Source organism: Kitasatospora sp. NPDC051984, assembly GCF_044593455.1.
In the GTDB taxonomy this organism is placed as follows: Bacteria; Actinomycetota; Actinomycetes; order Streptomycetales; family Streptomycetaceae; genus Kitasatospora.
Genome location: NZ_JBIUCB010000006.1, coordinates 111,738 through 138,006, shown reverse-complemented (window position 1 = coordinate 138,006; position 26,269 = coordinate 111,738). Strand labels below are relative to the sequence as shown.

At 72.7% G+C, this 26,269-nt stretch carries 23 protein-coding genes, 1 tRNA gene and 1 pseudogene; 9 read left to right on the top strand and 16 right to left on the bottom strand.

Going from position 1 to position 26,269, the window contains the following annotated elements:
• Nucleotides 1–47 precede the first annotated feature (47 nt).
• From ACIHEI_RS14255 to ACIHEI_RS14235, 5 genes are all read left to right on the top strand, one after another.
• Entirely contained in the window at nt 48–641 is a 594-nt protein-coding gene (locus ACIHEI_RS14255) for a hypothetical protein (protein ID WP_396606820.1), read from the top strand.
• Nucleotides 638–994 (top strand): hypothetical protein, encoded by a 357-nt coding sequence (locus ACIHEI_RS14250; RefSeq protein ID WP_396606819.1) that lies wholly within the window; start codon nt 638–640, stop codon nt 992–994. The genes ACIHEI_RS14255 and ACIHEI_RS14250 overlap by 4 nt, the downstream gene beginning before the upstream one ends.
• A gap of 78 nt (nt 995–1,072) precedes the next feature.
• Nucleotides 1,073–3,067, top strand: coding sequence for a DUF3987 domain-containing protein (locus ACIHEI_RS14245; RefSeq protein WP_396606818.1), 1,995 nt, complete (start codon nt 1,073–1,075; stop codon nt 3,065–3,067).
• Nucleotides 3,068–3,324: 257 nt separating this feature from the next.
• Entirely contained in the window at nt 3,325–3,510 is a 186-nt protein-coding gene (locus ACIHEI_RS14240) for a helix-turn-helix transcriptional regulator (RefSeq protein ID WP_396606817.1), read from the top strand.
• Nucleotides 3,510–4,889 carry a tyrosine-type recombinase/integrase gene (locus tag ACIHEI_RS14235; protein WP_396606816.1) on the top strand — a complete coding sequence of 460 codons (1,380 nt, stop codon included), beginning with the start codon at nt 3,510–3,512 and terminating at the stop codon, nt 4,887–4,889. Before ACIHEI_RS14240 ends, ACIHEI_RS14235 begins: the two co-directional genes overlap by 1 nt.
• Nucleotides 4,890–5,062: 173 nt before the next feature.
• Here ACIHEI_RS14235 and ACIHEI_RS14230 read toward each other — a convergent pair.
• Nucleotides 5,063–5,143 (bottom strand) — tRNA-Tyr (locus tag ACIHEI_RS14230).
• Between the two features lie 215 nt (nt 5,144–5,358).
• Here ACIHEI_RS14230 and ACIHEI_RS14225 point away from each other — a divergent pair.
• From ACIHEI_RS14225 to ACIHEI_RS14215, 3 genes are all read left to right on the top strand, one after another.
• The gene (locus tag ACIHEI_RS14225) at nt 5,359–5,847 is read left to right on the top strand and encodes a YajQ family cyclic di-GMP-binding protein (RefSeq protein ID WP_387644368.1); all 489 of its coding nucleotides are present in this window, start codon (nt 5,359–5,361) and stop codon (nt 5,845–5,847) included.
• A gap of 793 nt (nt 5,848–6,640) precedes the next feature.
• A complete protein-coding gene (locus tag ACIHEI_RS14220; protein ID WP_396606815.1) occupies nt 6,641–7,303 on the top strand; it encodes a hypothetical protein in 663 nt (220 codons plus the stop codon).
• 237 nt (nt 7,304–7,540) lie between these two features.
• On the top strand, nt 7,541–9,082 hold the full coding sequence (locus ACIHEI_RS14215; RefSeq protein ID WP_396606814.1) for an alpha/beta hydrolase: 1,542 nt from the start codon (nt 7,541–7,543) through the stop codon (nt 9,080–9,082).
• A gap of 96 nt (nt 9,083–9,178) precedes the next feature.
• On the opposite strand, the gene ACIHEI_RS14210 is transcribed toward ACIHEI_RS14215, so the two are convergent.
• Nucleotides 9,179–12,400 carry a BTAD domain-containing putative transcriptional regulator gene (locus ACIHEI_RS14210; RefSeq protein ID WP_396606813.1) on the bottom strand — a complete coding sequence of 1,074 codons (3,222 nt, stop codon included), beginning with the start codon at nt 12,398–12,400 and terminating at the stop codon, nt 9,179–9,181.
• 103 nt (nt 12,401–12,503) lie between these two features.
• Nucleotides 12,504–12,959, bottom strand: coding sequence for a hypothetical protein (locus ACIHEI_RS14205; protein ID WP_396606812.1), 456 nt, complete (start codon nt 12,957–12,959; stop codon nt 12,504–12,506).
• A gap of 127 nt (nt 12,960–13,086) precedes the next feature.
• Between ACIHEI_RS14205 and mug the strand changes: the two genes are divergently transcribed.
• A complete protein-coding gene (gene mug / locus ACIHEI_RS14200) occupies nt 13,087–13,659 on the top strand; it encodes a G/U mismatch-specific DNA glycosylase (protein WP_392949573.1) in 573 nt (190 codons plus the stop codon).
• Here the strand turns inward: mug and ACIHEI_RS14195 are convergent.
• The 13 genes and pseudogenes from ACIHEI_RS14195 to ACIHEI_RS14135 all read right to left on the bottom strand — a co-directional run.
• A complete protein-coding gene (locus ACIHEI_RS14195; RefSeq protein ID WP_396606811.1) occupies nt 13,645–14,415 on the bottom strand; it encodes a phosphotransferase in 771 nt (256 codons plus the stop codon). The two genes, mug and ACIHEI_RS14195, sit on opposite strands and share 15 nt — an antisense overlap.
• Before the next feature lie 77 nt (nt 14,416–14,492).
• Nucleotides 14,493–14,894, bottom strand: coding sequence for a YccF domain-containing protein (locus ACIHEI_RS14190; RefSeq protein WP_392949578.1), 402 nt, complete (start codon nt 14,892–14,894; stop codon nt 14,493–14,495).
• A gap of 132 nt (nt 14,895–15,026) precedes the next feature.
• Complete coding sequence (locus ACIHEI_RS14185; RefSeq protein ID WP_392949581.1) at nt 15,027–15,443, bottom strand: SHOCT domain-containing protein; 417 nt, start codon at nt 15,441–15,443, stop codon at nt 15,027–15,029.
• A 105-nt stretch (nt 15,444–15,548) separates the two neighbouring features.
• Nucleotides 15,549–17,264 carry a cytochrome c oxidase subunit I gene (gene ctaD, locus ACIHEI_RS14180; RefSeq protein ID WP_396606962.1) on the bottom strand — a complete coding sequence of 572 codons (1,716 nt, stop codon included), beginning with the start codon at nt 17,262–17,264 and terminating at the stop codon, nt 15,549–15,551.
• Nucleotides 17,265–17,391: 127 nt separating this feature from the next.
• Nucleotides 17,392–18,249 (bottom strand): zinc metalloprotease HtpX, encoded by an 858-nt coding sequence (gene htpX, locus ACIHEI_RS14175; protein WP_387865921.1) that lies wholly within the window; start codon nt 18,247–18,249, stop codon nt 17,392–17,394.
• Between the two features lie 105 nt (nt 18,250–18,354).
• Complete coding sequence (locus ACIHEI_RS14170; RefSeq protein WP_396606961.1) at nt 18,355–19,857, bottom strand: NADH-quinone oxidoreductase subunit N; 1,503 nt, start codon at nt 19,855–19,857, stop codon at nt 18,355–18,357.
• A 32-nt stretch (nt 19,858–19,889) separates the two neighbouring features.
• Nucleotides 19,890–21,416, bottom strand: coding sequence for a NuoM family protein (locus ACIHEI_RS14165; RefSeq protein WP_387865918.1), 1,527 nt, complete (start codon nt 21,414–21,416; stop codon nt 19,890–19,892).
• A 43-nt stretch (nt 21,417–21,459) separates the two neighbouring features.
• The gene (locus ACIHEI_RS14160) at nt 21,460–23,424 is read right to left on the bottom strand and encodes an NADH-quinone oxidoreductase subunit L (protein WP_396606810.1); all 1,965 of its coding nucleotides are present in this window, start codon (nt 23,422–23,424) and stop codon (nt 21,460–21,462) included.
• On the bottom strand, nt 23,421–23,789 hold the full coding sequence (nuoK, locus tag ACIHEI_RS14155; RefSeq protein ID WP_387644322.1) for an NADH-quinone oxidoreductase subunit NuoK: 369 nt from the start codon (nt 23,787–23,789) through the stop codon (nt 23,421–23,423). The genes ACIHEI_RS14160 and nuoK overlap by 4 nt, the downstream gene beginning before the upstream one ends.
• A gap of 2 nt (nt 23,790–23,791) precedes the next feature.
• Nucleotides 23,792–24,409, bottom strand: coding sequence for an NADH-quinone oxidoreductase subunit J (locus tag ACIHEI_RS14150; RefSeq protein WP_387644319.1), 618 nt, complete (start codon nt 24,407–24,409; stop codon nt 23,792–23,794).
• Nucleotides 24,406–24,975, bottom strand: coding sequence for a NuoI/complex I 23 kDa subunit family protein (locus ACIHEI_RS14145; protein WP_387644317.1), 570 nt, complete (start codon nt 24,973–24,975; stop codon nt 24,406–24,408). The genes ACIHEI_RS14150 and ACIHEI_RS14145 overlap by 4 nt, the downstream gene beginning before the upstream one ends.
• A complete protein-coding gene (nuoH, locus tag ACIHEI_RS14140) occupies nt 24,975–25,934 on the bottom strand; it encodes an NADH-quinone oxidoreductase subunit NuoH (RefSeq protein WP_392949593.1) in 960 nt (319 codons plus the stop codon). The genes ACIHEI_RS14145 and nuoH overlap by 1 nt, the downstream gene beginning before the upstream one ends.
• A pseudogene (locus ACIHEI_RS14135) lies at nt 25,931–26,269 on the bottom strand (hypothetical protein); the annotation flags it as partial. The gene nuoH and the pseudogene ACIHEI_RS14135, both read right to left, overlap by 4 nt.

The following is a 26,269-nucleotide window of genomic DNA, read 5'->3' as shown; positions in this document are numbered from 1 at the left end:
CGGCTGTTGCGGGGCCCCAGTCCACACGAGACGAACCAGGACACAGCATGCCCGACTTCACCCGCTCCACGCTCGCTATCACCGACGACGTCGCCGACCGGCGCGACGCCTCCGACGGCAACTCCCGCTTCGGCTCCTACCTCGCTCTCAACGCGCACCGGCTCCACGACGACGGCGAGCCGCTCAGCGCCCAGGAGTTCGCGTTCGCGGTCTGGCGGATCGCCACCGCCCCGGTCATGTCGCCCGGCTACGTCCGCCACCGCCCCGACCTGCACAACATCACCCTCACCCCCTACGGCGAGGACATGGACCAGGTCGCGCTCCGCATCGACGTCCCCCTGCGGCACCACCACCTCGTGGCCCGGGCCGACCACCGCCTCACCGACTGGCAGCGCGACGTGTGGGCCACCGCCGACGGCTTCACCGCCCTCACCGAGCCCCGCCCCACCGGCCGGTGTGCCCTGCTGGCCACCGCCACCGTGCTGCTGCCCGTCCCCGCCCACGTCCTCGTCACCCCGACCGCCACGGTGCCGGGCTACGAGATGACCGCCCAGGCCAAGAACGCCGTCGCCGCACTGGTGATCTGGGCGAACGCCCACGCCCACCTGGTGAACGACCTCACTGCCAGGGCCGGGTCGTGAGCACCCGGATCCCGCCGCTCGCCGACACCGGCCTGTGGCAGGCCGTCATCGCCGCGGCAGCCGGCCGGTGCCAGTGCCGCGGCGCGTGCGGGAAGTCCCACGCCAAGAACGCCGGACGGTGCGGACGCGAGCACGACGGCTACCAGCAGCACCACGGCGGCGGTACCGTCCGCCTCCTCGCCGCCCCCGCCAACCCGGCCAATCTGCTGCTACCCCCGCACCGCGTCGCCGCCCTGCCCAAGCAGGCCCTCGCCGCCTGGTGCCCCACCTGCCACGACAGCGCGCTCGCCGCCGCCCGCAGGGCCGCCCGGGCCGTCGCCCCGGCCGCGCCGGACGCCCTCTTCGATCTCTGACTTCCCTCCACCTGCGGCCCGCCCCGGCACCTACGACTGGTGCGGGCCGCCTCCGCTCCGCACGAAGGGAGCCCCCCGTTGACCACCGAGTTCGCCCCGAACGTGATCCCGTTCCGGCCCGAGCCCGCCGAGGTGAAGGCGGCCGAGCAGGCCGTCATCGGCTCCGCCCTGCTCGACCCCGCCCAGATCCCCGCCCTCGCCGTCCAGCTCGGCGACCCCGGCGTCTTCTACCACCCCGCGCACGAGACGATCTGGCGCGCCATCACCCGCATGGCCGGTGGCGAGCGGCCGGTGGACCCGCTGCTGCTGACCGGCGTCCTGCGTGCCCAGGGCGACCTGGGCCGCGTCGGCGGGCCCGGCTACCTGCACACCTGCATCGAGGCCACCCCCACCGCCGCCAACGGCGACTACTACGCCGAGGTCGTACGGGTCGCCGCCGAGCGCCGCCGGATCGGCACCACCACCAGCCGCCTCGCCCACCTCGCCGGCGACGGCGAGACCGACCTGGACGCCGTCCGCGCCGCCGCCCTCTCCGTGCTCGCCGACCTCGCCGCCGGCGACACCTGGCTCGACCCCGTCCCGCTCGGCTCCCACACCGGCCTGCCGACCTTCCCCGTCAAGGCCCTGCCCAAGTGGGTCGCCGCCTACGTCGACGCGGTCGCCGAGTTCACCCAGACCCCGCCCGACATGGCCGCCACCATGGCACTGGCCGCGCTGTCCACCGCCGCCGGCGGCCGGGTGGGCGTCCAGATCCGGCCCGGCTGGTGCGAGCAGTCCAACCTCTACCTGGTCTGCGCGATGCCCCCGGCCAGCCGCAAGAGCGACGTGTTCGGCCTAACCACCGGCCCCGTCTACAAGATCGAGGCCGAACTCCAGGCCGAGGCCCGCTCCCGGATCATCGAGGCCGAGACCACCCGGGACGCCGCCCTCGCCGAGGTCGAGGCCCTGATGGCCAAGGCCCGCAAGAACCCCGACGGTGACCGCGCCCAACTCGTCGCGGAGATCTCCGCCGCCAAGATGATCGCCGAGGAGATCGAGGTCCCGCCCAACCCGCGCCTCACCCTGTCCGGGGACATCACCCCCGAGACCGTCACCCACCACCTCGGCGTGCACCGCTGCCTCGCCGCCCTCTCCCCCGAGGGCGACCTGTTCGACAGCATCGCCGGCCGCTACAGCAGCAAGCCCAACCTCGGCGTGTTCCTCCAGGCCCACAAGGGCGAGCGGCTCCAGACCGACCGCATCACCCGCGAGCAGCCCACGACCGACCGGCCGGCGCTCACCATCGGCGTCACCCCGCAGCCCGCCGTCCTCCAGGAACTCGGCGCCGCCCCCGGCGCCCGCGACCGCGGCCTGCTCGCCCGCTTCCTCTACTCGCTGCCGCCCTCCAACCTCGGCTACCGCAAGATCCGCACCACGCCGATCCCCGAGGCCGTGGCCAACGCCTACGACCGCAACCTCACCCGCCTGCTCCGCGCCATGACCGACCTCGCCGAGCCGGTCACCGTCGTCATGGACCAGGCCGCCGACCTCGCCATCGAAAAGCTCCAGGAACGGGTCGAGGTCCAGCTCCGCCCCGATCAGCCGCTCGCCCACATCCGGGACTGGGCCGGCAAGTTGGTCGGCCACATCGCCCGCATCGCCGTCCTGCTCCACCTCGCCGACCGCATCGCCTCCGACCAGGACCAGGGCTCGTGGCGGGGCGAACTCGGCGCCGTCACCGTCGAACGCGCCGCCGAAATCGCCGACTACTACACCGCCCACACCCTCGCCGTCTTCGACCTCATCGCCGCCGACCCCGCCACCGAGGACGCCCACGCGATCCTCCAGTGGCTCCAGCGGCCGAAGCAGGACGGCACCCACCGCACCCACATCAAGGCCCACGACGCCGTCGCCAGCAGCCGCCGCTTCAAGAAGGTCGCCGACGTCGAACCCGCCCTGCACCTGCTCGAACAGCACGGCTACCTCCGCACCGACCAGCCCCCGGCCGACGGCCGCCGGGGCCGCCAGCCCGCCGTCACGTTCCGTATCCACCCCGCCCTCGCGGACACCGTGGACACCACGGACGCCCCGTAACCGTCAGGGGTGTCAGGGGAAATCCCCGACCAGCAAAAACTCCCCCTGACCGCCTGTCAGGGAACGTCAGGGATGTCAGGGAAAAGCCGAATTTCCCTGACATCCCTGACAATCCCTGACGCCCAGCCAGGAGCCAAAACAGCAGGTCAGCGATTTTCCCTGACATCCCTGACACTTTCCGGCCCCAACCTCCGTCCACACACAGGGGCCGTGACGCACAGCAACCACCATCCGTACCCACAGCAGGAGACTTCGCCATGCCCAAGCGCGAACTGCTCAAGCTCCCCGCCGTGCTCGCCGAACTCGGCATGTCCCGCGCCGCCTTCTACCGAATGCGCGCCCGCGGCAAGGCGCCGCGAATCATCAAGCTGCCCAACAAGCAGGTCCGAATCGACCGGGCCGACCTGAACGCGTGGCTCGCCGCGTGCGAGGTGGCCGCCTGATGCCGACCTCCTACAAGGTCACGTTCTGGGACCACCGCCACCGCCCCGACCGCCGCAAGCCCTGGATGGTCCGGTGGACGGTGAACGGCCGGGAGTTCTCGGAGTCCTACCTCACGAAGACCCAGGCGGACGGCCGGAAGGCCGAACTGCTCGTCGCGGCGGCTTCCCACCAGCCGTTCGACACGGAGACCGGCCTCCCGCTCGCGGAGCTCCGCAAGCGCCAGGAGGAGCAGAACGCCGTCACCTGGTACCAGCACGGCCGGAACTACGTCGAGGCCCGGTGGGACGGCGCCCCGGCCAAGACCCGGACGACGTGGGCGGACGCCCTGGCCAGCGTCACGTTCGAGCTGGTCAAGAGCAAGACCGGCATGCCGAACAAGCTGCTCGTGCGCCGCGCGCTGTACGCCTGGGCCTTCAACGTGAACCGCTGGACCGATGAGCCGCCGGCGGACGTCGCCAAGGCCCTGACCTGGGTGGCGCGCAACTCCGTGGACGTGTCCGAGCTGGCGGACCCGAAGATGGTCCGCCGCCTGCTCGCCGCCCTCTCGGTGAAGCTCGACGGCACCAAGGCCGCCGCCTCGACCACGCTCCGGAAGCGCCGGATCCTGAACCACGTCCTGGGCCGCGCCGTCGAGGACGGCCTGTTGACCGCCAACCCGCTGCCGTCGGTGCAGTGGCAGCCGCCCCGGACCGAGGAGGAAGTCGACCCGGAGTACGTGATGAGCCCCGAGCAGGCCGCCGCGATGCTGGAAGCGGTCGGCCGGCAGGGGCGACGCGGCCCGCGGCTGGTGGCGTTCTTCGCGTGCATGTACTACGCGGGCATGCGGCCCGGCGAGGTGGTCCACCTGCGCAAGGACCGGTGCGTCCTGCCGGCCGACGGCTGGGGGAAGCTGAACCTCAACGGCAACAGCCCCCGCGTCGGGTCGTCCTGGACGGACACGGGCGCCTCCCATGACCCCCGGGGCCTGAAGCACCGACCGGAGAAGGCCACGCGGCCGGTGCCGATTCCGCCCGAGCTGGTGGCGCTGCTGCGGCAGCACATCGAGCAGTACGGCACCGCACCCGACGGCCGCCTGTTCCGGACCTTCCGGAACGGCATGGTGCAGGAGAGCGGGTACGGCGTCGTCTGGGCCGCCGCCCGGGCCCAGGTGCTGAGCGAGGAGGAGCAGGCCACCCCGCTCGCCAAGCGCCCGTACGACGCCCGGCACGCCGGGATCTCGCTCTGGCTGGCTTCCCGCGTCTCGCCGGCCGAGTGCGCCCGCAGGGCAGGGCACAGCATCGCCGTCCTGCTCCGGGTCTACGCAAAGTGCATCCACGGTGACGAGGATCACGCGAACCGGCTCATCACCGAGCGGCTCCAGCGGCGGCCCTCCCCGTAGAGCCGAAAGTCTGGTCCGCCCCTGGTCCGTAAATGCTGGTCAGGACTGGGATCCAGGCGAAACCAGGTGAGACAAACCACCCAAAACGACCATCCGACGTGACCTGTGTTCGAGTACAACGAAAAAGCCCCCGGTCTGCGTTTCCGCAGATCGGGGGCTGTTTCACTATCCAGTGGCTGGTGCAGGGTTCGAACCTGCGTAGCTTGCGCGACAGATTTACAGTCTGCTCCCTTTGGCCGCTCGGGCAACCAGCCAGGGATGGTGTCTCGCGGAGCACTGCCCCGTTCGACGTCGTAAACGATACCCGATGTTGGGGGGTGGTCTGCCACTCGTTTCGTCACATGATGATCAAGGTCAGGACGCGAGCTGTTGCGGGCGGGTGCGCGGGGGGCTGGATAGGCTGGGGCGTCGCCCGCCAGTGGCGGGTGGCGCAGACCGTGCAGCCAGTAGTTCAAGGAGACCAACACCCATGGCCGACTCCAGTTTCGACATCGTCTCGAAGGTCGAGTGGCAGGAGGTCGACAACGCGATCAACCAGACCTCCCGCGAGATCGCCACCCGCTTCGACTTCAAGAACGTGGGCGCCGAGATCAAGCGGACCGGCGAGAAGATCGAGATGAAGGCCAACGGCGAGGAGCGGGTCCGGGCGATCCTGGACGTGCTGCAGACCAAGTTCGTGAAGCGCGGACTGTCGCTGAAGGCGCTGGACGCGGCGGAGCCGCACCTGTCCGGCAAGGAGTACAAGATCTTCGCCGACATCAAGGAGGGCATCACCACCGAGGATGCCAAGAAGGTGGCGAAGATCATCCGCGACGAGGGCCCCAAGGGCGTCAAGGCCCAGGTCCAGGGCGACGAGCTGCGGGTCACCTCGAAGTCGCGCGACGACCTGCAGGCCGTGCAGACCCTGCTGAAGGGCAAGGACCTGGAGTTCGCGCTGCAGTTCGTCAACTACCGCTGACGCAACGGCGGTAGGGCCGGCACTCCGGCACGGGAGGGCGTATCAAGGGCACAAGCTGAAGGCACCATCGATCAGCGCCACTTGATGCGCCCTCCACGCCATCGCGGGACCACTCCTGACCCTGCCACCCCAGAGCCCCCCGGCAAGTCGCGCTCCAGGGATGCGTGGCCCGCGGTCCGGAGATCCCCACCCCCCAGGAACCGCCGACGAGACAGGCGCGTCCTACGGAATGTCAAGATCGCTGGACAATGAGTCACCACGGGGGGATGACTTGCGGGCCGACATCGACATCGATCCGGAAAGCGTGCACCGAATAGCGGTCTCCATGCAGGAGGCCAGCACGGACAGCCGCCGGGGATTCATGCTGGACCACGCAGAGACCGCCGGCAGCGCGCATCACGGATGGCGCGGCGCAAGGCCCTTGACGAACTCGCGGCCCAAACCCCCAGCGACCACAACGTCAACGTGAACCCGATCTACGCCGGTCCGGGAGTGAGCACCAGCGGACGCGGCACCGCGCCGCTGCCCCCGGACCAACCCCGCCCACCGGCCCTCTTGCCGCCGGGCACCACACCCACGCCGGCGCCTGGCTTGCCAGCACCGAGCCCCGGCCCGGCTCCCGTACCACCGGCGGGCTGAGCGCCTGATGCGCCGACCCGCCCTCGCCTGCACGCTGGTCGTGCTGCTGTCCGCCGCTTCCCTGGTCTCCTGTGGAAGCGGCGGGCCGCCGCCACGCGTCCCCATGCCCTCGAATGTGCCAACTGCGCCTCAGTTCACCAGCGCGGATGCCGTCGTGGATGCTCTCGCCGAGGCAGGCATCTCGTGCAGCGTCACGCTGCGCAACACCCTGAACGGGGACTCGCGGGTCGACTGCGCCGCGACCCTCAACGGCAACAGTTTCGAGTACGTCGTGGACGTATTCGACCCGGACCGCTACACCCGCGACGACATCGGGGACGCGATCGCAGCCGGACGCACAGCGTTCCACCAGACCTTCGTCGCCGCCGGGAACTGGCGCATCAACGTCGTCAACCCTGCCTACGCGCCGCAAATCGCCCAGGCACTCGGTGGCGTCGTGCTCCCCGGCGACGAGCAGGAGATCCCCGACCACCCGCTGCCATCGATCCCGCCGTCCCCCCGATTCGCCGACGTCGAACAACTCGCCGCGGCCCTCGACTCCGCCGTCGGATGCGAGGAGCAGAAGCCGGGAACCGCCGGGTCCCTGACCTGCCGGACCGGAAGCAGGATCGGCCGCACCCCCAATTGCGCAACCCTGCAGCTCTACGGCCGCGACGCCGACCGGGACAAGGCGCTGCGCACCGCCACCGCCTACCGCGGAGTGCCTGCGGCCCTGGTCACAGCCGCGAACTGGTCGGTCAATCTCTGCGACTACGACCTCGCCGGCCAGGTCGCGAAGGAACTCAACGGCGTCGTCGTCCGATACGACGGGCAGTAGACCGAGAACACTCCGTCCAGCGCGCCCATGGCGGTCTTGTGCAGCGGCCGTGCGGCGAGCCGGTCGGCTCCCGGGGGCTCACCGACCGGATTGCCGCGGTCCGGCTCGGGCGGGCGGGCGTGCCAGCGATCTGCCAGTGGTTCGGCAGCGGGGTGCGGGAGCGTTCCGGGTGCTGGGCGGGACGCTGCGACCGAGGGGCGTGGGCGACCGGCCGGTCGGCGGAGGGAGGACGTTCGGATGGCTCGTCGTGGGCGTGTTGCGTGGCGGTTGGGGGCGGGGGCCGCGGTGGCCGCGCTGTTGGGGGCGACGGCTCCGGCCGAGGCGGTGGCGGCGACGGTGCCGCGGTTGGCGTGGGCGGCGTGCGCGGAGGGTTTCGAGTGCGCGACCGCCCGGGTGCCGGTGGACTACCGGGATCCGCGCGGGGCCGGGCTCGACCTGGCCGTCATCCGGCATCCGGCGGGCGATCCGGCACACCGGATCGGGTCGCTGTTCTACAACCCGGGCGGACCGGCCGTGCCCGGCACGATGGCGCTGCCGCTGGTGCTCGACCGGTTCCCGGAGGAGGTGCGGGAGCGCTTCGACATCGTCAGCTTCGACCCGCGCGGCAGCGGCGGCAGCGCGCCCGTCCAGTGCTTCGACAACCCGGCGGACGAGCAGGCGCTGCTGTCCGGCACCGCCGTCGGCTACCCGGAGGGCCCCGAGCAGCAGCGGGCCTGGGTGGACGCGTACCGGCAGCTGGGCCGGCAGTGCGCGTCCCGGCCTCTGGTGTCGCACCTGTCGACCGCGAACACCGCCCGGGACCTGGACCTGCTCCGCCGGGCCGTGGGTGACCGGGACCTCAGCTACCTGGGCACCTCGTACGGCAGCTACCTGGGTGCCACGTACGCCAACCTGTTCCCCGACCGGGTGCGCGCCATGGTGCTGGACAGCGGCCCCGACCCGGTGGCCTGGTCCACCGGGCGCGACGGGCAGGCCGCCACCATGGGCCCGCTGCTGCGCAATCGCAGCGACGTCGCCGCCGCCCGGGTGCTGGACGCCTTCCTCGACGACTGCGGCCAGGCCGGCCCCGCCGGGTGCGCGTTCTCCGCCGGGACGGCCGCCGCCACCCGGGCCCGGTACGACGAACTGCTGACCCGACTGCGCGCCCGGCCGGCGGTGCTCGGCGACACCACGTTCACCGAGGCCGTGGCGGTGGAGACGACGATCATCCACTTGTACGCCGCGGCGCCCGTCCCCGGCATCCCCGGCACCGGCTGGGCGCAGCTCGGCACGAAGCTCCAGACGCTGTGGGCGGCGACCGACGCGCCCACCGGGCCGCTGCCGCCCGCTGTCCACCCGTCGCCGGACCAGGCGCTGGCGGTGGTGTGCGCGGACAGCGCCGCCCCGTCGGCCACCGCCGACCCGGCGAGGACGGCGGCGCTGGCCCGGGCCAGGTCGGGTGCGCTCGGCCCGTGGTTCGCCTGGACGGACGAGCGCTGCACCGGCTGGTCTGCCCCGGACCGCGACCGGTACGACGGCCCGTGGAACCGCCGGACGGCCCGGCCGGTCCTGGTGGTGGCGAACACCGGCGACCCCGCGATGCCGTACGAGGGTTCGCGCGCACTGGCCCGCTCGCTCGACCGGGCCACCCTGCTGACGGTGAACGGCTTCGGCCACACCGTGCTGGCCAACCCGAGCGACTGCGCGGCCCGGCACGAGGCCCGCTACCTGGTGGACGGCACCCTGCCGGCGGCGGGGACGGTGTGCGCGCCGAACCGGGGGCCGTTCGAGCAGGGCTGAGCGGCCGTCGGCCCAAGTGAGGCCGGCGAGAACGGTGAGAGCGGTGGCGGCGTTCGGCGCCCCGCTCCGAGCCGGGCCGCCCCTCTCGTCCCGCCCTCAGTCGCCGTCCAGCGCCGCCGCCTCCGGGTCGGTGAGGTTCAGCCCGGCGTCCCAGGCGGCCCGGAAGGCGGTGTCCCCGAGGGCGGTGGCGCAGGCGTCCAGGACGGTGCGGAGTTCGGGGTCGCCGGCGTCGTGGCCGCCGCGGAGGGCGTAGGCGGCGGCGAGGGTGGTGGTGGCGCGGGTGGGGGCGGCGAGGGCGAGGTGGTGTTCGGCGCAGCCTTCCAGGACGTCGGCGCGGACGGGGCGGTCCTGGCTGGTGGTGGCGAGTTCGAGTGCGCGCCGGTGCATGAGGGCGGCGGTGGCCGGGTCGGCGAGGCGCTGGTGGGTGCGGGCCAGGCTGGTGTGCAGGAGGGCGAGCAGGTGGAGGTGGGTGGGGCCGGTCGCGGGGAGTTGTTCGAGTCGGTGCAGGGTGGCTCGTTGGGTGGTCAGGGCGGTGGTCAAGTCGCCGGTGCGGCGGGCGAGTTCGCCGAGTGCGTAGTGGGCGGCGGCTGCCAGGTGCGGGTCGCGGGCGTGTTCGGCGGCGGCGCGGGCGCGTTCGAGGTCGGCCCGGGCGGCGGCGGGGTCGCCGTTGCGGGCGCGGAGGCGGCCGGACAGCAGCAGGGTCAGTGGCGCTTCGCCGGGGCCGCCGGTCTCGGCGTCCAGGACTGCGGCTTCGTCGAGTGCGCCGAGCGCTTCGTCGGCGGCGCCGGTGACCGCCAGCAGCGCGGCCAGCGTGACCAGGGCCATGGCGTGGCCCCAGCGGTCGCCGAGGGTGCGGAAACCGTCGACGGCGGTGCGCAGGCAGGCCTCGGCGGGGTCGATCCGGCCGGCGCTCAACTCAACGCGTCCGAGCACCAGTTGGGCGGTGGACCGGGTCCACGCGTCGGGGTGTTCGCGGTACTCCCGCGCGGTTGCGGCGAGCGCGTCCGGCGGCCCGGCAAGGGCGAGCAGCAGGGCAGCGGCGAGGGCGACGGGGTGGTCGGCGTGCCGGGCGGTGGCGAGTGCCGCACCGAAGGCCTCGGGCGCCGGAGGCGTCCCGGATTCCCTTAGCGGGGCGGTGAGTTGGGCGAGGATCACGCACCGGGCGTGCTGCTGTTCCAGGCCGGGCGGCGGCGTTGCGCCGTGGGCGGCGAGTACGGCCACGGTCCGTTCGCCGGCTTCGTGGGCGCGGCCGCGCATCAGCCAGGGCCAGGCGCGGGCGGCCGCCAGCCGGAGGGCGTGGTCGGGCGGGCCGGCGGCGACGGCGCGGCGGAGTGCGGCGTCGAGGTTGTCCTGTTCGGCGTCGAGCCGGGCGAGTCGGTCGAGTTGGCGGTCGGTCCGCAGCAGGGGTTCGGCGTCTTCGGCGAGGTCGAGGAAGCAGCGCAGGTGGGCGGCGGCGGTGCGGTCGTGTTCGCCGGCCTCGGCGAGACGTTCGGCGGCGTAGGCGCGGACGGTCTCCAGCAGGCGGTAGCGCGGCGGCCCGGTCTCCGAACCGGCGCTCACCAGCAGGGACTTGTCGGCGAGTGCGGTCAGCAGGTCCTCGACGGCAGTGGGGTCGGGGTCCGGTCCGGTGGGCCAGTGCGCGGCGCAGACGGTGTGGGCGTCGTGGAGGACGGCTCCGGCGGCGAAGACGGAGAGCCGGCGCAGCAGGACGCGTTCGTCGGGGTCGAGCAGGTCCCAGCTCCAGTCGATGACGGCGCGCAGGGTGCGGTGCCGGTCGGGGGCGGTGCGCGGGCCGCGGTCGAGCAGGCGGAGGCGGTCGTGCAGGCGGGCCGCGATCCGGTCGGGGGTGAGGGCGCGGAGCCGGGCGGCGGCGAGTTCGAGGGCCAGCGGGAGGCCGTCGAGTTCCCGGCAGATCCGGACCACCGGTTCGACGGTGTCCTGGTCGAGGGCGAATCCGGGCCGGGCGGCGGCCGCTCGTTCGGCGAACAGGGCGACGGCGGGGTGGGCGAGGGCCTGCTCCGGGGTGCTGCCGGGTTCGGGGACGGCGAGCGGCGGCACCGGCCAGAGTGTCTCGCCGGGGACGCCGAGGGGTTCGCGGCTGGTGGCGAGCACGGTGAGCCGGGGGGCGGCCGCCAGCAGGCGGTGGGCGAGGTGGGCGGCGTCCGCGATCAGGTGTTCGCAGTTGTCGAGGACGAGCAGGACGTCGCGGCCGTCCAGGGCGCGGACGATCCGTTCCAGCGGGTCGCCGGGCTGCTCGCCGGTGGGGAGGCCGCCGGTGAGCGCCCCGGCGTCGGCGGGGCGCAGCGCGGCCAGTACGGCCCGGGCGGGCCCGTCGGGGCCTTCGGCGCCGGCGAGTTCGGCGAGCCGGACGTCCGCCGCGACCCCCGTGGTGGCGGCGAGGGCGAGGCGGGTCTTGCCGACGCCGCCCGGTCCGGTGAGGGTCACCAGGCGGGAGCGGCGCAGCCGGTCCCGGACGGCCACCAGGTCGGCGTCGCGGCCGATCAGCGCGGTGAGCGGGCCGGGCAGCGCGGGGCGGCCCACCGGCGCGGGGCGGCCCGCCGGGGCGGGGCGCGGAGCGGGCGGCCGGGTGCCTGCCAGGACGTGCAGGTGGGCGTCGCGCAGTTCGTCGGACGGGTCGGTGCCGAGCTCTTCGGCCAGCGCCTGCCGGGTGCGGTCGAAAACCTCCAGCGCGTCGGCGCCCTGGCCGTTGGCGTGCAGGGCGCGGATCAGCCGGGCGGCGGTCCGTTCGCGCAGCGGGTGGGCGACGCGCTGTGCGGTGAGTTCGGCGACCAGCCGGGGCAGGGTGTCGGCCCGGCAGAGGGCGAGCAGGGCGTCGGCGCGGTCCTCGGTGGCGGCGAGCCGCAGTTCGGCGAGCCGGGCGGCGGGGGCGGCGGCGAATCCGGCGGCTTCGGCGTCGGCGAACGGTGCGCCGCGCCAGAGTTCCAGGGCGCGGCTCAACTCGTCGGCGGCGCGGGCGGGTTCGCCTGCGGCGAGGGCGGCCCGGCCGGTGGCGGCGCGCTGTTCGAAGTCCCAGGCGTCGACGTGGCCGCGGGGCAGGTCGAGCAGGTATCCGGCGGGGTGCGAGCCGATGGCGGTGCGGTCCGGGCCGAGGGTGCGGCGCAGCCGGGAGACCAGTGACTGCACGGCGCCGGCCGGTTCGTCGGGCGGGGTGTCGCCCCAGAGGTCGTCGACCAGCCGTTCGCGGGTGACCACCCGCCCGGGGTCGAGGGACAGCCGGATCAGCAGCAGCCGCAGCCGGGTTCCGCCGAGTCCCGGCGCCGGCCCGTCGTCGGGCACCACGTGGAGCGGTCCCAGCACGTTGATCCGCACCTTGCCAGCTCCCCGTCCGTCCGATCGCCGGTGATCATTCTCGCGCCGTCCGGTCGGGCGCCGCACGGCGGGGCAGGGGTCGGACGCCGGGTCAGTTCCCGGGCGGGGCGGGGTTCTCGGGCGTGGCGCGGCAGAGGGCGTCGAGGGCGTCGGCGAGCTCCTGCAGGCCGGTGGCGGGTGCGCCGAGGTCGTGGAGGATGCGGGCGAGCGGGGCGCCGTCGGCGGGGGTGAGCGGGCCGAGGGTGATGCGGCCGTCGTACCAGAGGGCGGCGCGCCGGCCGGTGGGGTGCTCGGCGTCGATCTCGGCGAAGGCGATCGGCGCGGCCTTGGACCAGCCCGCGATCCGCATCGCGAATCCGGAGGGGAATCGCTTGAAGTCGTAGTCGGGCGCGGTGGACGGCTGCTGGAGCGCGTGGTGGAGTTCGTCCGTCATCGGGATGAGCGCCAGCCCGTGGGGCAGGCGGGCGACCCGCGCGATCGGGAGCTCGGCCGCCACGACGGTGATCAGCTCATCGGTGGCGATCAGGGCGTTCAGTTCGTATGGCACCTCCCCATTCTCCGCCCGAAAAGTCATCAGGTCTGGAAAACAATCGAACTGGCTATCCATCGGATATACCGGACATGCACCGATCAAGTACCCCCACCCGCCGACGGGGTGCGGCAGAGTGGTCCGGGTGACCCGCACTCCCCCGCCCCGCCCGACCGCCGAACAGCTCGCCGCCGCCCAGGACACCACCATCCCCGACGTCGCCGCGCCGGGCCTGAGGGTGCTGTTCTGCGGCATCAACCCGGGCCTGTGGTCGGGCGCCACCGGCCACCACTTCGCCCGCCCCGGCAACCGTTTCTGGCCGGCCCTGCACCGGTCCGGCTTCACCCCGCGGCAGTTGGGGCCCGAGGAACAGGACGAACTGCTCGCGCTCGGGCTGGGCATCACCAACGTGGTGGCCCGGACCACCGCGAAGGCCGCCGAACTGACCCCCGCGGAGTACCGAGCGGGCGGCGAGGCGCTGGCCGCCCGGGTGCTCCGCCTGCGGCCGCGCGCGCTGGCGGTGCTCGGCATCGGCGCGTACCGCGCCGCGTTCGGACGGCCGAAGGCGGCGGTGGGCCGGCAGCCGGAGACCATCGGCGACACCGAGGTCTGGCTGCTGCCGAACCCGAGCGGGCTGAACGCGCACTACACGCTGGACGGGATCGCCGCCGAGTTCCGCACCCTGCGCGAGCACCTGGAGGCGTCAACCGCCCAGTAGCGCCCGCTCGAAGCGCTCGCGTTCGCGCACCACGTACGCGGCGTCCGACAGGTACATCAGGTGGTGCCCGTCGGCCAGGTGCGAGGCGAACGCGGCGCTGCCGGCGGCGGCCTCGGCCCGCATGTGGCCGACCAGTGCGTGCAGCCGGGCCTCGACGGCGTCCACCAGCCCGGCCCGCCCGGCCGCGTCCAGCCCGTACGCGTCGCAGAACTCCCTGGCCCGGGCGGCCTGTTCGTCGGGCGTGCCGAACCCGTCGGCGTTCCCGGGCGCGGTGGTGGGGGCCCATCGGTAGACCGCGTACGCGACGTCCCACAGCCGGGGGCCGGGATGCGCGGTGTCGAAGTCGATGACGCCGACCACCCGTTCGCCGTCCAGCACGCAGTTGTGCGGGGCGTAGTCGCCGTGGCAGATCACCTCGGCGGGCTCGCGGGCGGGCAGCATCCAGCCGTCGGCCGCGTAGCCGGCGGTGGCGTCGTGGTAGGCGCGCAGCACCCGGGCCGCGGTGAGCAGCGCGGTGCGGGAGGCGGCGGCGGGTGTGGCCGGGTAGTCGGAGACCTCGCCGGGCAGGAAGTCGAGGATCTCCCGTCCGTCGGCCGTCAGCCCGTGGAACCGGGGCGCCGCGGTGAACCCGTTCGTCCGCAGGTGCCCGAGCAGCCCGTGCACGGCCGGCGACCACGGCCCGGTCGGCCGCAGCACCCGCTCCCCGACCCGCTCCACCTGGTTGACGCCACCGGCCAGGATCTCGCTGTCCGCCACGCGCCCGCTCCTCCGTCAGCCGTCAAGGACCGGACGTTTCTACCCCGGCCCCGGGCGGCCGCCAACCGCTTTTCCGGTCAGCGCGCGCCGAACCCGTGGTCGGAGCTGACCACCTCGCGGCCGAGCGGGGTGAGCGAGATCGGCACCATCTTGAGGTTCGCCCAGCCGAACGGGATGCCGATGACCGACAGGAACAGCGGGATCGAGGTGACGATGTGACCGAGCGCCAGCCACCACCCGGCGAACACCAGCCAGATCACGTTCCCCACGCAGGATGGCGCGCCGACGTCGGGCCGCACCACGGTGGTCCGGCCGAACGGCCACAGCATGAAGCCGGCCAGCCGGAAGGACGCGATGCCGAACGGGATGGTGACGATCAGGACGAAGCAGATGATCCCGGCGAGGGCGTACCCGATCGCCATCCACAGGCCGCAGAACAGCAGCCAGATGACGTTGAGCAGGAAGTTGACCAGCTTCATGCCTCCAGCGTCCCACGCCCTGGCCCGGCTGGGGAGCCGGTGCGGCGCCGTTGTGGCAGGGGTGTGACGATGCGGCCGGGACAGGCGGAAGGCCCGCCCCGGGGGACGGGCCTTCCTGCACGGGCCGGGGTGTCAGGCGAGCAGTTTGTCCTTGGCCCGCTGGTACTCCTCGTCGGTGATCGCGCCGCTGTTCTTCAGGTCGGCCAGCCTGTGCAGATCGTCCACGTGCCCCTTCGAGCCGCCCTCGGCAGTGCCGGAGGCCGGGGCGGTGCCGGCGGCGCGGCGGATGTAGTCCTGGAAGGCGGCGTCGGCCTGTTGGGCCTGGGCGAGGTCGCGTTCGTGCATGGAGCCGCCGCGGACGATCAGGTAGATCAGGACGCCGAGGAAGGGCAGCAGGATCACCAGCACCGTCCAGCCGGCCTTGGCGCCGCCGCCCATGTCCTGGCTGCGGAAGATATCCCCGATGATCTTGAACAGCAGGAAGAACCAGAGGATCCAGAGGAACAGCTCCAGCATCGTCCAGAAGATGTTGAGCAACGGATAGTCCATGACGCTCCGATCCCGCGCACAGTCAGACGGAACGCCCCCACGCCTCGCACGGCACAGGGACGAAACGATTCGTATCACCGTGAAACGGGCATCGCATGTCGGGCGTCAGGGGACCCGGTCCGGGTTGTTCTGCAGGCGGTCGAGCTCGGCGATGTCGGGGTGGTGGAGATCGAACGCCGGGGATTCGGAGCGGACCCGCGGCAGGGTGACGAAGTTGTGGCGCGGCGGCGGGCAGGGGGTGGTCCACTCCAGCGAGCGGCCGTAGCCCCACGGGTCGTCCGTGGCCACTCGCGGCGCGTGCCCGGCCGTCCGCCAGACGTTGTACAGGAACGGCAGAGTGGACAGGCCGAGCAGGAACGAGCCGATGGTGGAGACGGTGTTCAGGGTGGTGAACCCGTCCGAGGCCAGGTAGTCGGCGTAGCGGCGCGGCATGCCCTCGGCGCCGAGCCAGTGCTGGACCAGGAAGGTGGTGTGGAAGCCGACGAACAGCGTCCAGAAGTGGATCTTCCCGAGCCGTTCGTCGAGCATCCGGCCGGTCATCTTCGGCCACCAGAAGTAGAAGCCCGCGAACATCGCGAACACCACCGTGCCGAACACCACGTAGTGGAAGTGCGCGACGACGAAGTAGCTGTCGGAGACGTGGAAGTCGATCGGCGGGGAGGCCAGCAGCACGCCGGTCAGGCCGCCGAACAGGAAGGTCACCAGGAAGCCGATCGACCAGAGCATCGGCGTCTCGAAGGACAGCGAGCCGCGCCACATGGTGCCGATCCAGTTGAAGAACTTCACTCCGGTCGGGACGGCGATCAGCAGGGTCATGAAGGAGAAGAACGGCAGCAGCACCTGCCCGGTGACGAACATGTGGTGCGCCCAGACGGTGATCGACAGGCCGGCGATCGCGATGGTGGCGGCGATCAGGCCCGAATATCCGAACATCGGCTTGCGGCTGAACACCGGGATGATCTCCGAGACGATGCCGAAGAACGGCAGCGCGATGATGTACACCTCGGGGTGGCCGAAGAACCAGAACAGGTGCTGCCAGAGGATCGCCCCGCCGTTCGCCGGGTCGAAGACGTGCGCGCCGAACTTGCGGTCGGCCTCCAGGCAGAGCAGCGCGGCGGCCAGCACCGGAAAGGCCATCAGGACCAGCACGGCGGTCAGCAGCACGTTCCAGACCAGGATCGGCATCCGGAACATGGTCATCCCCGGCGCCCGCAGGCAGGCGATCGTGGCGATGAAGTTGACCGAGCCGAGAATGGTGCCGAAGCCGGAGAACGCCAGGCCCATGATCCACATGTCGGCGCCGATGTTCGGCGAGTGCACCGCGGAGTTCAGCGGCGCGTAGGCGAACCAGCCGAAGTCCGCCGCACCGCCCGGGGTGACGAACCCGGCCATCACGATCAGCGAGCCGAACAGGTACAGCCAGTACGCGAAGGCGTTCAGCCGGGGGAAGGCGACGTCGGGGGCGCCGATCTGGATCGGCATGAACCAGTTCGCGAAGCCCGCGAACAGCGGGGTGGCGAACATCAGCAGCATGATCGTGCCGTGGATGGTGAACAGCTGGTTGAACTGCTCGTTCGAGAGGAGCTGCGTCCCCGGCCGGGCCAGCTCGGCCCGCATCAGCAGCGCCATCACCCCGCCGACCAGGAAGAACGCGAACGAGGTGACCAGGTAGAGGGTGCCGATCTGCTTGTGGTCGGTGGTGGTCAGCCACGTCACCAACCGGCGGCCCCGGTGCGGACGGGTGGCCCGGCCGAAGCGGCGGCGCGGTGCCCGCTCGACAGGCGGGCCGGTCACGCCCAGTTCGGTATCGCTCGGCAGCATCGTCACCGCACCGCACCTCCGGCCTCGGGTCTGGGAGTGCGTCCAGCACTACCAGCGGGGCCGATCGCCCGGACGGACGCTCGCCGGGCCGTCGCCCGAAGGAGTCAGCCGCGGGAGCCCAGCCTCGTCAGCGCCCTGCCATCCGCTCCAGGCGGTCGATCCGCTCGCGCATCGGCGGGTGGGTGGAGAACAGCTTCGCGCCGACCTCCCCGGGCCGGAACGGGTTGGCGATCATCATGTGGCTGGCGGTCTGCAACTGCGGCTCGGGCGGCAGCGGGAGGCGCTGGGTGCCGGCCTCCAGCTTGCGCAGCGCGCTGGCCAGGGCGAGCGGGTCGCCGGTGATCCGGGCTCCGTCGGCGTCCGCCTGGTACTCGCGGGAGCGGCTGACGGCCAGTTGGATCAGGCTCGCCGCGATCGGCCCCAGGATCATGATCAGCAGCATGCCGAACAGGCCCGGGCCCTCGTCGTCGTCGGAGCGGCCGAACGGGATCAGCCAGGCGAAGTTGACCAGGAACATCACCACCGAGGCCAGCGCGCCGGCCACCGAGGAGATCAGGATGTCCCGGTTGTAGACGTGGCTGAGCTCGTGGCCGAGCACCCCGCGCAGCTCGCGCTCGTCCAGCAGCTGGAGGATGCCGTCGGTGCAGCAGACCGCCGCGTTGCGCGGGTTGCGGCCGGTGGCGAAAGCATTCGGCGCCGGCGTGGGCGAGATGTACAGCCGGGGCATCGGCTGCCGGGCGGCGGTGGAGAGTTCACGGACGATCCGGTACAGCTGCGGGGCCTCGATCTCGCTGACCGGCCGGGCCCGCATCGCGCGCAGCGCCAGCTTGTCGCTGTTCCAGTACGCGTAGGCGTTGGTGCCGAGCGCGATCAGCAGCGCCACCAGCAGGCCGGTGCGGCCGAAGAAACTGCCGATGATCAGGATCAGTGCGGACAGGCCGCCGAGCAGGACGGCCGTCCGCAATCCGTTGTGGTGGCGGTGCACTGCGGGCCCTCCTGTGGTGCCGGGGAAGCGGGTGGAGCAGCTTCCTTCTGCCGGGATCAACGCGCCGAGCTGGCCCGATCGTTCCCTTCGGCATTCGACCACAGGTCAGAACAGGCTGCCCGACACCACCTGAAGCACCAGTTGCGGGGCCACCGACAGCACCACGGCGGCGCTCGCCGCGAGGCCGAGCGCGGTGGCCAGCGAGGCCGGAACGCGGCGCGGCGCGACAACCTGCTCGGTGGACGGGGCGAACAGCAGGGCGGTCCACTTCAGGTAGTAGGCGAGCGCGATCACCACGTTCACCGCCATCACCACGGCCAGCCAGCCCAGGCCCGCGTCCACGGCCGACCGGAACACCACGACCTTGCCGAACAGGCCGACCACGCCCGGCGGCAGACCGGCCAGGCAGAGCAGGAAGAACGCCATCGCGAACGCCGCCCAGCGGTTGCGTCCGGCCAGACCGCGGAACGACTCCAGCCGGCCCGAGCCGCCGACCAGCGCGACCACACCGAACGCGCCCAGGTTCACCAGGCCGTAAATCAGCGCGTACGCCACCGTCGCACCCAGCGGCTCGGCGGAGTCCGCGTACCCGGCGGCGGCCAGCGGCACCAGCAGGTAGCCGGCCTGACCGACCGAGGACCAGGCGAGCAGCCGCACCGCGCCGTACGGGGTGTCGGCGCGCTGGCGCAGCGCCGCCGCGTTGCCGACCGTCATGGTCAGCGCGGCCAGCACCGCCAGCACCAGGCCCCAGGTGTGGCCGTACGGGCGGAACGCCAGCGTCGTCACCAGCGCCAGGCCGGAGAGGCCCGCGGCCTTGCCGACCACCGACAGGTAGCCGGCCACCGGGAGCGGCGCGCCGACGTAGGTGTCCGGGACCCAGAAGTGGAACGGGACGGCGGCGGTCTTGAACGCGAAGCCGACCAGGGTGAGCACCGCGCCGGCCTCGGCCAGCGGCTTCAGCTGGGCGGGGGCGTGCGCCAGGCCGTCGGCGATGCCCTGGAGCTGGATCGTTCCGGCAGCCGCGTAGACGAAGCTGACGCCGAGCAGCATCACGGCGGTCGCGGTGACGGAGGAGAGGAAGAACTTGAGCGCGCTCTCCGCGCCCCGGCCGTCCCGGCGCAGCGCGACCAGGGCGAACGCGGGCAGGGTGGCGACCTCCAGGGCGATCACCAGGGTGGCGAGGTCGCGGGCGGCGGGCAGCAGGGCCGCGCCGCAGGCGGAGGAGAGGAGCAGGAACCAGTACTCGCCGCCGGGGAGCTTCTCCTCGTCGACGGTGTGCAGGGAGAGCAGCACCGTGAGCAGCGCGCCGCCGAGGACCAGCAACTGGAAGGCCAGCGCGAAGTGGTCGGCGGTGTAGGAGCAGCCACCGCTGGTGAAGCAGAAGGTGGAGCGGGTGTCGCCGAGCACCAGCGGCAGCAGCATGGCCAGCGCGGCGAGCAGGCCAGCGGCGCTCAGCCACCCGAGCAGGCGCTTGCGGGCCGGGGGCAGGAACAGGTCGGTGACCAGCACGGCGAGGGCGGCGAGCGCGGCGATCAGCGGCGGCGCGACGGCCACCCAGTCGACGGACTGGATCAGGCCGCCCGGGTCGGCGACGGCGAGCGGAGTCATGACGGGCTGCCCCAGGTCGTAAGTGGTGGTCATCAGCCGCTCCCGAGGAGGTGCTTGACGGCCGGGTCGGAGAGGCCGAGCAGCAGCGCCGGCCACAGGCCCGCCACCAGGGTGAGCGCGGCGAGCGGCGTCCAGCTGGCAGCCTCGTAGCCCTGCAGGTCGGGCAGGTCGGCGACCGGGGCGGGCTGCTTCGGGTCGCCCATGCAGACCCGCCGGACCACGACCAGCAGGTAGGCGGCGGTCAGCAGGGTGCCGAGGCCGGCCAGCACCATGTAGGTGACGAAGGCGGGCCGCGACAGGCCCGCGGCCGGGTCGAACGCGCCGTACATGGCGAGCAGTTCGCCCCAGAAGCCGGCCAGGCCGGGCAGGCCGAGGCTGGCGACGGCGGCGAACGCCAGCAGCCCGCCGATCCGGGGGGCGCGGCCGTACAGCGCGGCGCCGGTGGCCCCGGCGAGGGTGTCCAGGTCGGCGGTGCCGTAGCGGTCCTTGACGGCGCCGACCAGGAAGAACAGCAGGCCGGTGATCAGGCCGTGCGCGATGTTGGCGAACAGCGCGCCGTTCACGCCGGTCGGGGTGAGCGAGGCGATGCCGAGCAGCACGAATCCCATGTGGCCGACCGAGGAGTACGCGATCAGCCGCTTCAGGTCGCCCTTGGCTCCGGTCCGGGACAGCGCCAGGCAGGCCAGCGAACCGTAGACGATGCCGACGGCGGCGAACGCGCCCAGGTACGGGGCGTAGGTGGCGGTGCCGTCGGGGACGATCGGCAGCAGCACCCGGACCATGCCGTAGGTGCCCATCTTCAGCAGCACGCCGGCCAGCAGCACCGAGCCGGCGGTCGGCGCGGCGGTGTGCGCGTCGGGCAGCCAGGAGTGCAGCGGCCAGGCCGGGGCCTTCACGGCCAGGCCGACCAGGATCGCCAGCGCGGCGATCAGCTGGGTGGTGTGGGACAGGCCGGCGCCGTGCGCGTCGGCGAGCTTCACCATGTCGAAGGTGCCGGCCTTGACGCCGATCAGCAGGAAGCCGAGCAGCATCACGGCGGAGCCGAGCAGGGTGTAGAGGATGAACCGGTTGGCGGCCCGGACCTTCTGCCCGCTGCCCCAGCGGGAGATCAGGAAGTACATCGGGATCAGCACGATCTCGAAGGCCAGGAAGAACAGCACCAGGTCGAGCACCGCGAAGGTGGCCAGCATGCCGGTCTCAAGCAGGAGCAGCAGCCCGGTGAAGGCGCGGCCGCCGGGGCCGGCGGGGAGCTTCTTCACCGAGTACACGGCGCACAGGAAGGTGAGCAGCGCGGTGAGCACCAGCAGCGGCAGCGAGATGCCGTCCACGCCGAGGTGCAGGCGCACGTCCAGCGCGGGGATCCAGGCGACGTCGGTGACGGCCTGCATCCGGCTCGGCGCGCCGTGGTCGAAGCCGGCGGCGAGGGCGATCGCCAGCAGCAGCGTGGCACCGGTGAGGGTGGTGCCCAGGCGCAGTGCCCGCTTGTCGCCGATCGGGGCGAGCATCAGGGCGGCGCCGAGCAGCGGCAGCACCAGGAGGGCGATGAGGACCGCGTTCATCGGTGGCTCCTAGGACGTGCCGTATTGAAGGACTGGGGGTGCGTCACGATCCCACCGCCACCAGGACGACGAGCAGGACGACCCCGGCGAGCAGCGCGCTCAGGTAGCCCTGGGCGTTGCCGGTCTGGGTGAAGCGCACGGCGCGGCCGAGCCAGCCGGGCGCGGCGCCCGCGCCGCGGACGTAGGTCTCCACGACGGCACGGTCCAGGAACCGGACCAGCTTGGCGGCGGCCTCGGTGGGCCGGACGAACAGCGTGCTGTACAGCCGGTCGACGCCGAAGCCGTGCTGGGCGGGCCGGTACAGCGGGCCGAGCAGCAGGCGTCCGGGGTCGCCGGCGGGCTGTCCGGCGGCGGTGCGGGCGGTGACGGTGCGCCAGGCGGCCCAGCCGATCAGCAGGCCCGCGACGGCGATGCCGGTGCCGAGCACGCCGGTGGCGAGGGACGGGCGCAGCGATTCGCCGTCGAGCAGCGCGGGCAGCCAGTCGGTGCGCAGCCCGGTCACGCCGAAGGCCAGCGCGGGCACCGCCAGGACCCACAGGACCAGGCGCATCGCGGCCGGTTCGGCGTGCGCCGGGTCGGCCTCGTCGACCTCCGGGGAGTACGGGGCGCCGGGCTGGGGGGCGAGGCTCGTGCCGTCCGTCGAGCGGCCGTAGAAGACGGCCAGCCACAGCCGGGCGGCGTAGGCGGCGGTGAGCAGCGCGGTGAGCAGGCCGGCCACCAGCACCGTCCAGCCGACGGCGGTGGGTACGGCGGACGCGGGGCCGAGGTTGCCGGTGAGGGCCTCGCCGTGGGCGGCGTGCTCGGCGGCGGTGAGCACCGACTCCTTGGAGAAGAAGCCGGCGAACGGCGGCAGGCCGACCAGGGCGACCAGGCCGACGCCCATGGTCCACCAGGCGTCGGGGATGCGGTGGCGCAGGCCGTCCATCCGGGCCATCGCGCTGAGCGAGTTGGTGTGCGCGGCGTGGATGACCACGCCGGCGCCCAGGAACAGCAGGGCCTTGAACGCGCCGTGCGAGACCAGGTGGAACACCGCGGCCTGCCGGTCGCCGGAGGCCAGCGCGCCGGTCATGTAGCCGAGCTGGCCGACCGTCGAGTAGGCGAGCACGCGCTTCAGGTCGTCCTGGGCGAGTGCGCACAGCGCGGAGCCGATCATGGTGACGGCGGCCATCACGGCCAGCACCACCAGCGCGGCGGAGGACTGCAGGAACACCGGCAGCAGCCGGGCCACCAGGTAGACGCCGGCCGCGACCATGGTGGCGGCGTGGATCAGCGCGGACACCGGCGTCGGGCCGGCCATCGCGTCCGGGAGCCAGGTGTGCAGCGGGAACTGGGCGCTCTTGCCGGCCACGCCGGCCAGCAGCAGCAGCGCGATCAGCGTGGGGTGGTGCAGCTGTCCGCTGCCGGCGGCCTTCAGCACCTCGCTGATCCGGAAGCTCCCGGCGTCCGCGCCGAGCAGGAACAGGCCGAACAGGAACGGCACGTCGCCGAGCTTGGTGACCAGGAAGGCCTTCAGCGAGGCGGCCCGGGCGTCGGCGGTCTCCCAGTGGTGGCCGATCAGGAAGTACGAGCAGATGCCCATCACTTCCCAGCCGACCAGCAGCACGATCAGGTCGCCCGAGTAGACGACCAGGAACATCGCCGCGGTGAACAGCGAGACCAGCGCCGCGTACGACGGGTAGCGCGGGTCGTCCTTCAGGTAGGCGGTGGAGTAGATCTGCACGCACGTGGCGACCAGGCCGACCAGCACCGAGATCAGCGAGCTGAAGCCGTCCAGGTGCAGGGCCAGCGAGATCTCCGGGCCGCCGGTGGGGGCGAGCCGGGTGGCGGCGTCCAGGGTGGCGCCGGTGCCCAGCTGGAGGGCCACCACCAGGGCGAGCACGGCGGACACCGCGACCGGCAGCACCGCGAGCGGGCGGGCCAGGGCGGGGTAGCGGCGTCCGGTGGCCAGGCCGGCGGCGGCGCCGAGCGCGGGCAGGACGGGGACGAGAATCGGCAGCGCGAGGTTCATGCGGCGGCCTGCTCCTTCGCGTCGTCGGCCGTATCGTCGGCCAGGGCGTCCGCCTCGTGGCGGTCGCCGAGCGCGGTGACCCGGTCGACGGCGGCGGTGCCGCGGGTGCGGTACACCAGCAGCACGATGGCCAGGCCGAGGCCGATCTCGGCGGCGGCGACGGTGATGGTGAACAGGGTGAGCGCCTGGCCGGCGTGCAGGGTGTCGCGCAGCCAGACGTCGAAGGCGACCAGGTTGAGGTTGACGGCGTTGAGCATCAGCTCGACCGACATCAGCACCAGGACGACGTTGCGCCGGGCGAGCACGCCGTACACGCCGACGCTGAACAGCAGCACGGCGAGGACGGCCGGGTAGGCGAGGTGCACGCTCAGCGCTCCTTCGTCTTCGTCAGGGCGGTGCGCAGGTTCCCGGGCCGCGGCTTCGGCCGGTCGCCCTTGCCGCGGGACAGCACGATCGCGCCGACCAGGGCGGCCAGCAGCAGCACCGAGAGCGCCTCGAACGGCAGCACCCAGTGCGAGAACAGGAACTCGCCGGTGAGCCGGGTGGTGCCGACCGGTCCTGACAGCTCGATCCAGGACGAGCGGAACGCGTCCACCACCAGCGTCACCAGGGTCGCGGCGGAGGCCACGCCGACGGCCAGCGCCGCCGGGCGGTTGCCGGAGTCGGCGTCCGGGGAGCGGCCGATCGGGGCGCGGGTCAGCATCAGGCCGAACAGCACCAGCACGACCACCGAGCCCAGGTACACCAGCACCTGCACCCAGGCCACGAACTCGGCCGTCAGCAGCAGGAACTCGACCGCCAGCCCGCCCAGCGCGACCACCAGCCACAGCGCGGCGTGCACCAGCTGGCGGGTGGTCACCGAGACGACGGCCGCGCCGAGCACCAGCACACCGACCAGCAGGAAGACTATTTCCTGCCCGGTCGGCGAGAGGTACGAGCGCGCGGCGGGCTCCAGCGAGCCCGCCGCGGCCAGCAGGGTGCTCAACTCTGCTCACCCTCCTCGGCGGCGGCAGCGGCTTCGGCGGCGGCAGCGGCCGCGGCCAGCTTGTCGGCGGCCTTGCGGGCCATGGCGATCTCCTTGGGCTCCTCCGCCGCGGCGTCGTGCGCGGGCGGCGGAGGGACGGTCCACATCCACTCGCGCAGCCGGTCGCGCTCGTGGGTGAGCTCACGGATGTCGGTCTCCGCGTACTCGAACTCCGGGGACCAGAACAGCGCGTCGAACGGGCACACCTCGATGCAGATACCGCAGTACATGCAGAGCGAGAAGTCGATGGCGAAGCGGTCCAGCACGTTGCGGGTGCGGGCGCGGGCGTTCGGGTCGGCGGCGGGCAGCGTCTCCTTGTGGGAGTCGATGTAGATGCACCAGTCCGGGCACTCGCGGGCGCACAGCATGCAGACCGTGCAGTTCTCCTCCAGCAGCGCGATCACCCCGCGCGAACGCGGCGGCAGATCGGGCTGCACGTCGGGGTACTGCGCCGTGACGGTCCTGCGCGTCATCGTGCGCATGGTGACGGCCAGGCCCTTGGCCAGGCCGGAGCCGGGAAACTTCATCAGGAGATCGCCACCTTGACGATGCCGGTGAGGGCGAGCTGAGCCAGGGCCAGCGGGATCAGCACCGTCCACGCGAAGCGCATCAGCTGGTCCTCGCGCAGCCGCGGGTAGGTGACCCGCAGCCAGAGCACCACGAACGCCAGCGCGAAGGTCTTCACCAGCGTCCACAGCCAGCCCAGGCTGTCGGAGAACGGGCCGTGCCAACCACCGAAGAACAGCACCGTGGTCAGTCCGCAGAGCACCACGATGCCCGCGTACTCGGAGAGCAGGAACAGCGCGAAACGCAGACCGGTGTACTCGGTGTACGCGCCGAAGATGATCTCCGAATCGGCCACCGGCATGTCGAACGGCGGACGCTGAAGCTCCGCCAGGCCCGCCGTGAAGAACACGAACGCACCGATCAGCTGCCACGGCACCCACCACCAGTGGAAGGCGTCCACGATCCCCGGCAGCGACACGGTACCCGCCGCCATCGCCACCGACGCCGCCGCGAGCAGCATCGGCAGCTCGTACGACATCAGCTGCGCGGCCGTACGCAACGCACCCAGCAGCGAGAACTTGTTCGCCGACGCCCAGCCGCCCATCAGCGAACCCAGCACGCCGATGCCCATGACCGCCAGCACGAAGAAGATGCCCGCGTCCACCGCCTGCCCGACCAGCCCGTTCGGGCCGATCGGGATCACCAGCAGCACCAGCAGGTACGGCAGCAGCGCGACCGCCGGCGCCAGCCGGAAGATCCGCCGGTCCGCGTCGGCCGGGACGATGTCCTCCTTCTGCGCGAACTTCACGCCGTCGGCGACCAGCTGCGCCCAGCCGTGGAACCCACCCGCGTACATCGGGCCCAGCCGGCCCTGCATGTGCGCCATCACCTTGTGCTCGGCCTGACCGACCACCAGCGGCAGCACCAGGAACACCACCAGCGCGCCGACGCAGCGCAGCAGCGTGTCGAGGAGGTTCACGCGCCGTCTCCGTTCTGCTCGGGCTGTTCGGGTTGCTGGTCGGATTCGGACTGCTCGGACTCGGGCTCAGGCTCGGGCTGCGCGGGGGGCTCGGGGTGCCCGGCCTCCGGCTGCACCTCGGCGGCCTTCGCGGGCTCGGGCTTCGCGGGCTCAGGCTTCGCGTCGGCGGACCTCGCGGGCCCGGGCTGCGCGGCCGCAGGCTTCGCAGGCTCAGCGGCCGCAGGCTCGGCCTGCCCGGCCTCCGGCTGCACCTCGGCCGCCTTCGCGGCCTCAGGCTTCGCGTCGGCGGACCTCGCGGGTCCGGGCTGCACGGCCGCAGGCTTCGCGGGCCCGGT

What these genes read in the sequence shown, in the direction of transcription:
- ACIHEI_RS14255 (WP_396606820.1), top strand. Translation starts at nt 48, where the DNA reads ATGCCCGACTTCACCCGCTCCACGCTCGCTATCACCGACGACGTCGCC.
- ACIHEI_RS14240 (WP_396606817.1), top strand. Translation starts at nt 3,325, where the DNA reads ATGCCCAAGCGCGAACTGCTCAAGCTCCCCGCCGTGCTCGCCGAACTC.
- ACIHEI_RS14235 (WP_396606816.1), top strand. Translation starts at nt 3,510, where the DNA reads ATGCCGACCTCCTACAAGGTCACGTTCTGGGACCACCGCCACCGCCCC.
- ACIHEI_RS14225 (WP_387644368.1), top strand. Translation starts at nt 5,359, where the DNA reads ATGGCCGACTCCAGTTTCGACATCGTCTCGAAGGTCGAGTGGCAGGAG.
- ACIHEI_RS14215 (WP_396606814.1), top strand. Translation starts at nt 7,541, where the DNA reads ATGGCTCGTCGTGGGCGTGTTGCGTGGCGGTTGGGGGCGGGGGCCGCG.
- ACIHEI_RS14190 (WP_392949578.1), bottom strand. Translation starts at nt 14,894, where the DNA reads ATGAAGCTGGTCAACTTCCTGCTCAACGTCATCTGGCTGCTGTTCTGC.
- ACIHEI_RS14185 (WP_392949581.1), bottom strand. Translation starts at nt 15,443, where the DNA reads ATGGACTATCCGTTGCTCAACATCTTCTGGACGATGCTGGAGCTGTTC.
- ctaD (WP_396606962.1), bottom strand. Translation starts at nt 17,264, where the DNA reads ATGCTGCCGAGCGATACCGAACTGGGCGTGACCGGCCCGCCTGTCGAG.
- ACIHEI_RS14170 (WP_396606961.1), bottom strand. Translation starts at nt 19,857, where the DNA reads ATGACTCCGCTCGCCGTCGCCGACCCGGGCGGCCTGATCCAGTCCGTC.
- ACIHEI_RS14165 (WP_387865918.1), bottom strand. Translation starts at nt 21,416, where the DNA reads ATGAACGCGGTCCTCATCGCCCTCCTGGTGCTGCCGCTGCTCGGCGCC.
- ACIHEI_RS14160 (WP_396606810.1), bottom strand. Translation starts at nt 23,424, where the DNA reads ATGAACCTCGCGCTGCCGATTCTCGTCCCCGTCCTGCCCGCGCTCGGC.
- ACIHEI_RS14145 (WP_387644317.1), bottom strand. Translation starts at nt 24,975, where the DNA reads ATGAAGTTTCCCGGCTCCGGCCTGGCCAAGGGCCTGGCCGTCACCATG.